Source organism: Arcobacter sp. (assembly GCF_050300555.1).
GTDB lineage: Bacteria > Campylobacterota > Campylobacteria > Campylobacterales > Arcobacteraceae > Arcobacter.
Genome location: NZ_JBNKXY010000003.1, coordinates 15,372 through 28,126, shown reverse-complemented (window position 1 = coordinate 28,126; position 12,755 = coordinate 15,372). Strand labels below are relative to the sequence as shown.

Annotated in this window: 10 protein-coding genes and 5 tRNA genes; 11 read left to right on the top strand and 4 right to left on the bottom strand. The window is 28.9% G+C overall.

Annotation, left to right across the window (positions count from 1 at the left end; genetic code table 11):
* The first annotated feature begins 50 nt into the window (after positions 1-50).
* Positions 51-857, top strand: a complete 807-nt coding sequence (locus ACQY5W_RS02995) for a hypothetical protein (protein ID WP_428023458.1) — start codon at positions 51-53, stop codon at positions 855-857.
* Here ACQY5W_RS02995 and ACQY5W_RS02990 read toward each other — a convergent pair.
* The 4 genes from ACQY5W_RS02990 to ileS all read right to left on the bottom strand — a co-directional run bounded on the left by ACQY5W_RS02990 (position 848) and on the right by ileS (position 5,827).
* The gene (locus ACQY5W_RS02990) at positions 848-2,125 is read right to left on the bottom strand and encodes a UDP-N-acetylmuramoyl-L-alanyl-D-glutamate--2,6-diaminopimelate ligase (RefSeq protein WP_428023457.1); all 1,278 of its coding nucleotides are present in this window, start codon (positions 2,123-2,125) and stop codon (positions 848-850) included. The genes ACQY5W_RS02995 and ACQY5W_RS02990 overlap by 10 nt on opposite strands.
* Positions 2,103-2,699, bottom strand: a complete 597-nt coding sequence (locus ACQY5W_RS02985; RefSeq protein ID WP_428023456.1) for a hypothetical protein — start codon at positions 2,697-2,699, stop codon at positions 2,103-2,105. The genes ACQY5W_RS02990 and ACQY5W_RS02985 overlap by 23 nt, the downstream gene beginning before the upstream one ends.
* On the bottom strand, positions 2,699-2,977 hold the full coding sequence (locus ACQY5W_RS02980; RefSeq protein ID WP_428023455.1) for a NifU family protein: 279 nt from the start codon (positions 2,975-2,977) through the stop codon (positions 2,699-2,701). Before ACQY5W_RS02980 ends, ACQY5W_RS02985 begins: the two co-directional genes overlap by 1 nt.
* Positions 2,978-3,100: 123 nt before the next feature.
* On the bottom strand, positions 3,101-5,827 hold the full coding sequence (gene ileS / locus ACQY5W_RS02975) for an isoleucine--tRNA ligase (protein ID WP_428023454.1): 2,727 nt from the start codon (positions 5,825-5,827) through the stop codon (positions 3,101-3,103).
* Between the two features lie 330 nt (positions 5,828-6,157).
* Between ileS and ACQY5W_RS02970 the strand changes: the two genes are divergently transcribed.
* From ACQY5W_RS02970 to sucD, 10 genes are all read left to right on the top strand, one after another.
* Entirely contained in the window at positions 6,158-7,510 is a 1,353-nt protein-coding gene (locus ACQY5W_RS02970) for an FAD-dependent oxidoreductase (protein WP_428023610.1), read from the top strand.
* A gap of 74 nt (positions 7,511-7,584) precedes the next feature.
* The gene (locus tag ACQY5W_RS02965) at positions 7,585-8,091 is read left to right on the top strand and encodes a CinA family protein (protein WP_428023453.1); all 507 of its coding nucleotides are present in this window, start codon (positions 7,585-7,587) and stop codon (positions 8,089-8,091) included.
* Between the two features lie 40 nt (positions 8,092-8,131).
* Positions 8,132-8,207 (top strand) — tRNA-Lys (locus tag ACQY5W_RS02960).
* An 18-nt stretch (positions 8,208-8,225) separates the two neighbouring features.
* Positions 8,226-8,302, top strand: a tRNA-Met gene (locus ACQY5W_RS02955).
* A 17-nt stretch (positions 8,303-8,319) separates the two neighbouring features.
* A tRNA-Met gene (locus ACQY5W_RS02950) sits at positions 8,320-8,396 on the top strand.
* A gap of 12 nt (positions 8,397-8,408) precedes the next feature.
* A tRNA-Thr gene (locus ACQY5W_RS02945) sits at positions 8,409-8,485 on the top strand.
* 33 nt (positions 8,486-8,518) lie between these two features.
* Positions 8,519-8,607 (top strand) — tRNA-Ser (locus ACQY5W_RS02940).
* A gap of 78 nt (positions 8,608-8,685) precedes the next feature.
* A complete protein-coding gene (locus tag ACQY5W_RS02935) occupies positions 8,686-10,605 on the top strand; it encodes a sensor histidine kinase (protein ID WP_428023452.1) in 1,920 nt (639 codons plus the stop codon).
* Positions 10,606-10,705: 100 nt separating this feature from the next.
* Positions 10,706-11,878, top strand: a complete 1,173-nt coding sequence (sucC, locus tag ACQY5W_RS02930; RefSeq protein WP_428023451.1) for an ADP-forming succinate--CoA ligase subunit beta — start codon at positions 10,706-10,708, stop codon at positions 11,876-11,878.
* Positions 11,878-12,750, top strand: a complete 873-nt coding sequence (sucD, locus tag ACQY5W_RS02925) for a succinate--CoA ligase subunit alpha (RefSeq protein WP_428023450.1) — start codon at positions 11,878-11,880, stop codon at positions 12,748-12,750. The genes sucC and sucD overlap by 1 nt, the downstream gene beginning before the upstream one ends.
* The last annotated feature ends 5 nt before the right edge of the window (positions 12,751-12,755 follow it).

Sequence of the window (12,755 nt, the reverse complement as noted above, 5' to 3'; positions counted from 1 at the left end):
ATTTTAAATCAATTTACCTTATAATAAAAAAAACTTGATAAAGAAGATATATGAATAAAAAAGAATTAATTGATTTGTTAAAAAAGAGTTCTCAAGAGAGTTTAAATGAAACAAGCACAATTGAAGAAGCTATACCAAAAGAAAAGTTAACATCAAAAAAAATAAAACCAGAAGTTGAAAAAAGTAATAGTAGCTTTAAATTTTTATATATTATTTTAGTCCTTATTGCATTGGTTGTTTATTTATTAATTACACAAGATAAAAAAGATACTCAAAACAAAGCAATACTTACATTTAAAGATTTACCAAAAGATATACAAACAAATTATGTAACAAAAGATGAACTTAAAAATAGTGTTCAAGCAAAAGAAGATGAATTAAATTTGATAGTAAAACAACTAAAAGAAGAGTTATCTGTACTAAATCAAAAATTTGAATTGGCTAATATAGAAAAAAATGAAATACGTGTTGATGCACAAAAAAATAGATCAAAAAAATATGATGCTACAGGTTGTTATGGAGAAACCGAAGGTACATATGTATTTTACCCTTCATGCAAAGAAAGAATTGATAAGTTTTTAGAAGAAAATAAAGATGCTACTTCTTTTCAGATTATTCCTGTAATTGATGGAAAAGATAAAATTTTTATAAACGACATAATAACAAGTATTCAAAATAAAGATATCGACAAAAAAGCATTAAAAGATTATTTAATTGAAGGATTATCTAGAAAAAGAGTTTTAGAAGCATCATGGCAAGTTAAAGATAAACTTGGTAATGAAGCCATAATCACTTATGTTAATTATATAGCTGATACAGCTGACAAAAGAGGTTTTACTATAAGAGCTTATAGATAAGAGTTTATAACCTCTTTGTCACTAAAAGGAAGCTTTTGGTCATAAATGATTTGATACTCTTCATCACCTTTTCCTAAAACTAAAATAACACTATTTTTAGTAGATAAATCAATAGCTTTTTTAATTGCTAATTTTCTATTTATCTCAACTTCTACCTTTGATTTATCACTGATACCACTTAGAATATCTTCAATAATCAAATCAGGATCTTCAAATCTTGGATTATCACTCGTTACTATAATATGTTTTGCATAATTTTGTGCAACTTTTCCCATAAGTGGTCGTTTTTCTTTATCCCTGTCCCCACCTGCTCCAAAGACTACAATAATATCCATATGGGCAAAACTTTCTAAAACTTCTTTCATTCCGTCAGGAGTATGAGCAAAATCAACTATAATATATGGATTTAAAGATAATGTCTCCATTCTACCAGAGACTCCAGCAAAATTTTCTACAGCTTCACAAATTTCATTTAAAGATTTGTCTGTAGTCATATGAACAGCTGCAATAGCAGCCGTTAAATTATATACATTAAATAAGCCCATCATCACAGAAGTAAAACTCTCAACTTTTTCAAAATGCTGTAATGCAACGTGCATACCATCTTTAAATGAATAAGCTTGAACTTTATATGTAGATGGTTGTTCTAACCCATAAGTCAAACAATTTTTTGGATTAAACTTAACTTTTTTATCATCTTTATTTATAAGTTTTTTACTCTCATCACTAAAAAATGAATTTTTAACATTTATATATTCTTCAATACTTTTATGATAATCAAGATGATCTCTTGTAATATTTGTAAGAATTTTAAGTTCAAAATCTAAACCCTCAATTCTTTTTTGTTCTATTGCATGGGAACTCACTTCCATAACAAAAAAATTACAATTATTTTCTATAGCTTTTTGAACATGTGCAAAATTCCCAAGTTGTACAGGAGTTGTTAAAGAGTAATCTTCAATTTTCTCTTCATTTATAAAAAATCCTCTTGTACCTTGTAAAGCGACTTTATAACCCAAATCTAATAAAATTGAGTATATCGCCGCAGCTGTTGTAGTTTTACCATTTGTACCAGTTATTCCAATAACTTTAATGGATGAAAAATCACAATATTTTTTTAAATCTTCTGATTTTATAAACTCTTTACAACCATTTTTTTTGGCATCTTCAATAAATTTCTCATTTTGTTTTGAATAAACAAAGGCAGAATTTCCATCTGCCTGTTTAGAATTATCTGTGTATATTTTATTGTTTATGTGTAGTTGCAAGTTTTTTTTCTTCTAATTTTTTATATAGCTCTTCGATTTTTGAATCGTAAGCAAAATATTCATTAAAACCTTCAAGGTAAGAGTAAGCTGTTGTACTAAAATCATTTTCTATTAACTTTGTTACAAAATCAAAAAAATCATCTTTTGAATCAATTGCAACTTTTGTAGAAAACATAATATCTTCAAAGGCTACTCTAAAAGAACCCCTTGTTTGAATCAATGTTTTAAAATCTTCATATTTAATGGCATCCAAAGAATCAACTGTAGAGTTTGTTAAATCTTTTAATAATCCCATCATTTTATCAATATCACCATCATAAGCATCTACAACATTATGTACGTACTCAATGGCCTCATCAATATCTTTCTCTTTTGCAACTGTAAAATAGTCAAACAAAGATAAAGCTTTATTTACATCTTCATTGGCTATATCACAAAAAAGTGCATAGATCGGATACTCTTTATTGTATTTAAAAACTGATGATAATTGAGCATAAATAAACATAGCTTTATCAAATTCTTTATTTAAGAAATAGCTATTTGCATCATTTAATAATTTTTTTTCATTTATCATTATAGTTCCTCTAGTCGGTTCTCCATCCCAGCTTCTACATTAATTATAATCAAATCAGGATGAATTGCAGCTTTTAATTCTTTTTCAACCACATATTTCAATGTACTTCCACTGGCACTACAACCAACACAAGCACCTTGAAGTTGAACATAAACTTTCCCATTAATAATATTTAATAATGACATAGCACCACCATCTTGTGCAAGCATAGGTGCTATTTTATTATCTATAATATTTTTAACTACAGGAAGTAAATCCTCATCACTAAATGGCAACATTTAAACCCTTTTTTATTATTTTTTACTCTTTACAAAAAATATTCCAATAGCAGTTAATACAACAATTATTCCTATTGTAATAAAAATTGTAGAGAGTGTAACTTCTTGTTCAAACATAAGATACTAACTTAAAACTTCATCACATCTTGAGCAAAGTTTATCTTCACTTTGTGATTTAAATTTCCAACATCTTGGACATTTAGCATCTTTTGCTTTATATGCTTCAAAAACTATTCCATCTATTTCAAAACTAATTATTGCTTCATTTTGTTTAGAACTTAAAATAGCACTAACTAAGAACCAATCTTCAGCTTCAATAGCTGGTAATGAAAGAACATCATTAGAATTTGTATAGATATCTAATTCTAATGTAGATTTTATTATTTTATCTTTTTTTAGTTTATCAACTGATTCAGAAAACTTCTCTTTAACTTTTATTAAATTTTCTTCATTAAGGTTACTTTCAACTTCAGGTAAATCAAATGTAACTAAATCAAAAACATCTTTTACATCTTCTTTTAAAATTTTTGGTGAATATTCTAATAACTCGTCAACAGTATATGTCAATATTGGTGCTAAGATTACTAAAAGTTTTTTAGCAATTAAAGCCATAGCAGTTTGTGCACCAGTTCTATGAATATCATTTTTACCATCACAATATAATCTATCTTTACAAATATCTAAATATATACCTGATAAATCAACAACTAAAAAGTTATTTAATTTATTTAAACCTTTTGAAAATTCATAAATTCTAAATGCTGCATCAATTTCATCAAAAACTTTTTTTGCTTTATTTAAAATCCATTTATCTAAAATACCAAAATCTTTTACATCAACTAAAGATTCTAAGTCATTAATATTTGCCAATAAAAATCTTGCAGTATTTCTTATTTTTCTATATTGTTCACCCATTTGTTTTAAAATATTATCAGAAATCTTTAAATCACTTTGATAATCACTCATAGCAACCCAAAGTCTTAAAATTTCGCTTCCATACTCTTTTAAAACTTTATCAGGAGCAACAACATTACCTTTTGATTTAGACATTTTTTCACCCTTTTCATCTACGGTGAAACCATGCGTTAAAATAGATTTATAAGGTGCACACTCACTAGAAGCAAGTGTAGTTAAAAGTGAAGATTGGAACCAACCTCTATGTTGGTCACTCCCTTCTAAATACATATCAGCTGGGAAAGTTCCTGCATCATAATTTCTACTTCTTAAAACAGCATTTTGTGTAGAACCAGAATCAAACCAAACATCTAAAATATCCATAGTTTTCTCTAAATCTTCAGGATTAAGTCCACTTCCTGGATATAATAATTCAGAAATTTCTAAATCATACCAAGCATCACAACCTTTTTGTTCAAAAATCATTGCTGTATAATTTAATACCTTTTCATCAAAAATTATTTCACCTGTTTTTTTACTCACAAAAAATGCAATTGGAACACCCCAATCTCTTTGTCTAGAGATACACCAATCAGGTCTTCCATCAAGCATCGCTTTAAGTCTATTTCTTCCCCACTCAGGGTAAAATTTAAGATTTTCAACAACATTTAGTGCATTTTCTCTTAATGTTTTATTCTCTTTTCCATACTTATCATCAATAGAAATAAACCATTGTTTAGTTGCTCTAAAAATAATTGGTTTATGTGTTCTCCAACAGTGTGGATAAGAGTGTTTTATATCAACTCTTTTTAGTAAGGCATCACCCAATTCTTCTAAAATTGACTCATTTGCACTAAATACATTAACACCTAAATATTTATCTGTATCTTTAAATAGTTTTTCTCTTACAATTGTTTCGTCATACTTACCATAAGCATCAACTGGCATAATAACATCAAGGTCATATTTAAGACCTACTTTATAGTCATCTTCACCATGTCCAGGAGCTGTATGAACTGCCCCTGTTCCACTATCCATCATTACATGTTCACCTAAAACAATCTTTGATTGTCTGCCATTTAATGGATTTATAGCAAATGTATTTTCTAAATCATTTGGATTGATTGTATCAACAACTTCACCTTTTATTACTTCTGATTCAATTAATGAGTTATATAATTTTTTTGCAACAATAAATTTATCACTTGTTAATACATACTCTTCTTCACCATTTAATGAAATACCAGTGTTTGCAGGTAAAGTCCATGGTGTAGTTGTCCAAATAACTACACTTGCATCAAGTTTTTCATGTTTAAAAGCGACATAAATTGAAGGAGAAATTTTATCTTCATATTCCACTTCTGCTTCTGCTAATGCTGTTTGAGCAGCCCATGACCAATAAACAGGTTTACTTCTTTGCACAAGTAATCCTTGTTTTGCTATGGCACAAAGTTCCCTATAGATATTTGCTTCAAATTTGAAATCCATAGTTAAATAAGGTTTATCCCAATCACCAATTACCCCAAGTTGTTTAAACTCTTCCCTTTGGATATTAATAAATTTACTAGCATGTTCTCGGCATAACTCTCTAATTTTTGATTTAGGAAGAAGCTTTTTCTTCTCACCACCAATTTTCTCTTCAACTTTTTGCTCAATTGGTAAACCATGACAATCCCATCCTGGAACGTATCTAACAGATTTACCATCAAAATAATGATATTTAACAATAATATCTTTTAATACTTTGTTTAAAGCATGACCAATGTGAATATTCCCATTTGCATATGGAGGTCCATCATGTAAAGTAAAAGAATCAGCATTTTTTCTATTTTGCTTCATTCTGTCATAAACTTTTTCTTGATCCCATTTTTTATATTTTATTGGTTCATTTTGAGGAAGATTTCCTCTCATTGGAAAATCTGTTTTTGGAAGTAATATACTCTCTTTGTAATCCATATCTATAATTACCTTATTCTTAAAATTGGGTGATTATATCTAAAGATAATTTAATCTAAAGTTATCATCTAAAAATGTATCAAATTAAATTAATTTTTAACAAAATTTAAAAAAATATCAATGTACATTTTTTGTACAATTTGACTAAATATTTAAGCATTTTATACTCTTTTTGTTTCTAATGTACACAATATAGACAAGTTGTTATATATGATAATGTTACTAAATAGAATATTTTTTACAATAAGATTAAATTTGCTTAATTTTATAGATAATCTTATTATTAACTATGCTATGATTTTGCTATATTTTACTATGGGGAATTTGATGATGAATAATAAGCATTATGACATTTTAGTTGTAGGTGGTGGTATTTCAGGTGCTGCACTTTTTTACGAATTTGCAAAATATACAAATATTAAAAGTATTTGTATGCTTGAAAAATATGAGAATTTAGCAACCCTTAACTCAAAAGGTACTAGTAACTCTCAAACTATCCACGTAGGTGATATTGAAACTAACTATACATTAGATAAAGCAAAAATCACTAAAAGAACAGCAAAAATGATTGAAAAATTTTGTCTTCAGTATAATTTACAAGACAAAGTTATGTTTAAACACCAAAAAATGGCATTAGGTGTTGGTGATAAAGAAGTTGAATTTATTAAAAATAGATATAACGAATTTAAAGAACTTTTCCCATATTTAGAACTTTGGGACAAAGAAAAACTAAAAGAGTTAGAGCCTTTATTAGTATATGCAGACAAAGAGAAAAAAGTTGAGAGACCTGAACCAATTATTGCAATGGGTGCAAAAAATGAATATACAACTGTTGACTTTGGAGCTATGACTGAAGAGTTAGCAAAAGCTGGACAAAAAGCTGATCCTGAAAAAATTACAGATATCTATTATAATTCAGAAGTAGAATTTATTGAAAAAATTGGTGATAAATTTAAAGTATCTACAATAAATGGTTCAGTTTATACTGCTAATTTTGTTGTAGTAAATGCTGGAGCACATTCACTTTATTTAGCTCATAAAATGGGATATGGTAAAGATATGGGGTCATTATCAATGGCTGGAAGCTTCTATATTACAAATAATAAATACTTAAATGGAAAAGTTTATATGGTACAAAATCCAAAACTTCCATTTGCTGCACTTCATGGTGATCCTGATATTTTATGTGATGGAAAAACAAGATTTGGACCAACTGCTTTATCTTTACTTGTTTTAGAAAGATATAAAGGTTTAAAAACATTCTTACAATGTTTAAAAACTCTAAATTTTGATGGGAATATCCTAAAAATATTCTGGGATTTAATTAAAGATAGTGAAATTAGAAACTATGTATTCAAAAACTTCTTATTTGAAATTCCTGGTATCAATAAAGGTTTATTTGTAAAAGATGCTAGAAAAATCGTACCTTCATTAACTCCTGATGATATAGAATATGCAAAAGGATTTGGAGGAGTTAGACCTCAAGTATTAAATAAAACAGAAAAGAAACTTATGCTTGGTGAAGCTTCAATTAACCCAGGTAATGGAATTATATTTAATATGACTCCAAGTCCAGGGGCAACATCTTGTTTAGGTAATGCAGAGAGAGACTTAAGATATGTTGTTGATTTCTTAGGCTTAGAATTTGATGAAAAACAATTCTTAGCAGATTTAACTGAATAACAACATTATTAATGTATATTAAAAGAGTATGAGTTCTCTCATGCTCTTTTTTTTTATCCATAAAAAGGAATAACATGTTTAATGACATATTTAATGATGAAGATATGATAAATATGCAAAATTTATTATATAAACACAATAAAACTATAACTTGTGCTGAATCTTGTACAGGAGGATTAGTTGCTTCTTTAATAACAAAGATATCTGGTTCATCAAATATTTTTAATGGAAGTATAGTCTCTTACTCAAATAAAATAAAAAATCAAGAATTAAATGTATCAAATGAAACTTTAGAAAATTTTGGAGCTGTATCAAAAGAAACGGTTAAGGAAATGTTAAGTGGAGTTCTAAAGAAATTTGATGCTGATTATTCAATTGCAATCTCTGGAGTAGCAGGACCAACAGGAGGTTCAAAAAATAAACCAGTAGGTCATGTAGTTATCGGTGTTATGGACTCTTTAGGCAATAATGAAATAGATATTTTTCAGTTTTTTGGTACAAGAGAAGAAATACAAATTCAAGCAGCAAAAAGTTCATTAAAAAAAATTTCGAAATTTTTTGAAAAAACCCTTGACAAATAAAAAAAAATTTCTTATAATTCCACTCCATTTTGATTAAGACGACCCGTTAGCTCAGCTGGTAGAGCATCTCACTTTTAATGAGGGGGCCAATGGTTCGAATCCATTACGGGTCACCACTACTATTATTTACATACCGCGGAATAGAGCAGCCCGGTAGCTCGTCGGGCTCATAACCCGAAGGTCGTAGGTTCAAATCCTGCTTCCGCAACCAAAAAATTTAGCCATAGTGTCAAGGTAGCTCAGCTGGCTAGAGCGCTGGTCTCATAAGCCGGAGGTCGAGAGTTCAAGTCTCTCTCTTGACACCATTTCTAACACACGCTGGTGTAGCTCAGTTGGCTAGAGCAGCTGATTTGTAATCAGCAGGTCGGGGGTTCAACTCCCTTCACCAGCTCCATTAAATACAAATTACAAACTTATAACAAAATATAGAGAGTTGCCAGAGTTGGTCGAATGGACCGGTTTTGAAAACCGGCGAGGTTCACGCCTCCGAGGGTTCGAATCCCTTGCTCTCTGCCACTATTTTTAATCAAAAATATAATTTCTTTTACATTTATAAAATTTTTGATATAATCTCCAACCATATAAAGAGCAGAAATGATATTTGAAAACGAAAAAAAAATCTTAAAAATAATAAAATATGTCCCTTCAATTTTTATACTACTAATTTCTATTATAATTTTTACAATTCAATTTATTGAAAAAAATAACACTTTTAAAAAAGAAAAAATAAAAATCCAAAATGAGTACTTACAAAAAAATAAAGAAATAATAAAAAATAGAGTAGAAGAAGTGTATAAATTTATACAAAATGAAAAAAAATCTACTGAAAAAGCGTTAAAGGACTCTTTAAAACTAGCTATAGAAAATGCCAATGCCATTGCCAAAACAATTTATGAAGAGAACAAAGACAAAAATCCAAAAGTAGTAAAAAAATTAATTATTGATGCACTTAGAAATATAAGATTTAATGATGGAAGAGGCTATTATTTTATTTATGATAAGAAAGGTATTAATTATCTTCTACCACACAATAAAGAACTAGAAGGTAAAAACTTTTGGAATCATAAAGATTCAAAAGGTACCCTAATAGTTCAAGAGATGATTCAAATTTTGAAAAAAGTTGATAGTAGTTTTTTACAATGGTACTGGTTCAATCCTACAAACCCAGATATTCAAAAAAAGAAAATTGGTTTTGTTAAAAAATTTGAACCTTTTGATTGGTTCATAGGAACAGGAGAATATATTGAAGACTTTGAAAAAGGAGTTCAAAATAAAATTCTAAACACTATTCGTAATATGAGATATGGAAATGATGGATATATTTTTATAATAAATTACGATTCCATATATCTTAGCCATATAAGAGAAGAATACATAGGGAAAAGCGCTATTGTAAATAATGATACTCAAGATATTGAAAAAGTTATAAATAAACTAATTGAAATATCAAAAAATGGTGAGGGTTATTATTCTTATACACAAAATAAAAAACCAGGAGTAGAACAAGCTGTTTATAAAACTGCTTATGTAAAAGGAATAAATGAGTGGTCGTGGGTAATTGGAACTGGTTTTTATCAAGATGATATGGAAAAATCAATACAAAGTAGAAAAATAGATTTAGACCAAGAATTTGAAGAACGTCTATTAAAAACAATTCAAATCGAACTATTATTAATATTTATTTTACTTCTTCTTTCAATATATTTTTCTAGAATCTTACAAAATATATTTAAAAAATATAGAAAAGACATAAATAATCATATTGAAACAAATAACAAACAACAAAAACTATTAGCATATCAAGCAAAAATGGCTGCAATGGGTGAAATGATTGGAAATATTGCACACCAATGGAGACAACCTTTATCTACTATTTCCACTACAGCTACAGGATTAAAACTTCAAAAAGAGCTTGATATGTTGGAAGATGATTTTCTAGTAAAGTCCCTAGGGGAAATAAATACATCAGTACAGTATTTGTCTGCAACAATAGATGACTTTAGAAACTTTTTTAAAGTAAATAAAGAAAAATCTACATTTTATATCAAAAGTCCCTTAAATAAAGCTATTTCACTTGTATTTGCTCAATATAAAAACCTTGATATTCAAATTATTGAAAATATTGAGGATGTAGAAATTACAAATTATCACAATGAACTAATCCAAGTTTTAATAAATCTATTAAACAACGCAAAAGATGAACTAATAAAAAAAGATACCAATATCAAAAGATTTATTTTTATTTCAACTAAAATAAATAAAGAAAACTTAGTAATTGAAATAAAAGATAATGCAGGAGGCATACCTAATAATATCATTAATAGAATTTTTGAACCATATTTTACAACAAAACATAAAAACCAAGGAACAGGTATCGGTCTTTATATGAGTGAAGAGATTATTAAAAATCATATGAAAGGTACAATTTCTTGTGATAACACTATTTATACTTACGATTCAAAAGAGTATAAAGGTGCCCTATTTAAAATCACCCTACCTCTTACAATTTCATAGTTTTTACTATTTTATTATTAAGCGACTTTCTATCTCAATTTGGATATAAATGTGAAATTAAAACTAATGAAATTTACTGTGAGTAAAATTCGGAGAAATTATGAATTTACATGAATATCAAGCCAAAAATTTGTACAGAAAATATGATATCCCAACTACTAAAGGGAAACTTTTAACTCATCCTTCACAACTTGATGAAATCCTAAGAAGTGTTGGAAAAGATAAATGGGTAATCAAAGCACAAGTACATGCTGGTGGAAGAGGAAAAGCTGGTGGAGTTGTTTTAGTTAATTCAAAACAAGAAGCTAACGATGAAGTAAGAAGATTACTTGGAAGTAATTTAGTAACTTATCAAACAAATGCACAAGGTCAACCAGTAAACTCTATTTATATTGAAGAGCCTTGCGATATAAAAGATGAGATATACTTAGCATTTATCGTAGATAGAACAACCCAAAGAATTATGATAATTACATCAAGTGAAGGTGGTATGGATATAGAAGAAGTTGCAGAAAAATTTCCTCATAAAATCCTACGAAACCCCATTAATCCAGTTGTGGGAATTATGCCTGCACAATGTAGACAAATCTGTGATGACCTAGGTTTTGATAAAAATCTAAGCGCTCAAATGATATCTTTGATGCAAAATATTTATAAAATGTTTGAACAAAAAGATTTATCTTTAGTTGAAATAAATCCTTTAGTTGTAACAAAAGATAATCAACTAATCTGCTTAGATGGTAAAGTTGTTGTTGATAATTCTGCACTTTATAGACAACCAAAACTAAATGAAATAAGAGATGCTTCGCAAGAAGATGAGAGAGAATTAAAAGCAGAAAAACTTGACCTAAACTATGTAAGCTTAGATGGGAATATCGCTTGTATGGTAAATGGTGCAGGTTTAGCAATGGCAACTATGGACTTAATCAAAACCCATGGAGGAGAGCCAGCAAACTTCCTTGATGTGGGTGGAAGTGTAAATGAAAAAAGAGTTATAGAAGCCTTTGAAATTATTCTTTCTGATGAAAAAGTAAATGGTATTTTAGTAAATATTTTTGGTGGAATAGTTAGATGTGACATCATTGCAGCTGGTATTATTGGTGCTGCCCAAAAGATGAATATAAACATCCCAATAGTAGTAAGACTTGAAGGAACAAATGCAAAAGAAGGACTTGAATTGATAAAAAATTCAACTGTTACTGTTTATGAAGAGGCAGATTTAGACAAAGCTGCACAAAAAATTATTGAACTATCAAATAAAGGAGCTAAATAATGGCTATTTTAATTGATAAAAATACAAAAGTATTGGTTCAAGGTTTAACAGGAGCACAAGCAAGTTTCCATACACAAAGAGCTATTGCCTATGGTACAAATGTAGTTTCAGGAGTAGTACCTGGGAAACGAGGACAAAGACATCTAGATCTTCCTATTTATAACACTGTTGAGTGTGCAAAAAGATTAACAGGAGCAAATGCCTCTATTATCTATGTTCCAGCTCCTTTTTGTAAAGATGCCATTATCGAAGCTAGTGAAAATGGAATAGAGACTATTGTTTGTATAACAGAGGGTATTCCTACACTTGATATGCTTGATGTAAAAGCGGCTATTGATTTAAATGGGTCAAGACTAATTGGTCCAAATTGTCCAGGAATTATAACTCCTGATCAATGTAAAATGGGAATTATGCCTGAAAATATTCACATGGCTGGAAGTGTTGGTATTGTATCTCGTTCTGGAACACTTACATATGAAGCTGTAAATCAATCAACTCTTGCTGGTTTTGGTCAAAGTACTTGTGTGGGTATTGGTGGAGATCCAGTTCCAGGAAGTGATTTTATAGATATTTTAAAAATGTTTGAAGAAGATCCGGATACAAAAGCAATCGTAATGATTGGTGAAATTGGTGGAGCAAAAGAAGAAGCAGCAGCAGAATACATAAAATCACATATTACTAAACCAGTTGTTTCTTATATCGCAGGAGTAACAGCTCCTAAGGGTAAAAGAATGGGACATGCTGGGGCAATTATTGATGGAAGTAAAGGAACTGCTGAAGAGAAATACTTAGCCTTAGAGAGAGCTGGTGTTAGAACAGTTAGAACAATTACTGCTATTGGTGCAGCATTAAAAGAAGTTCATCCTAAATAAGAAGA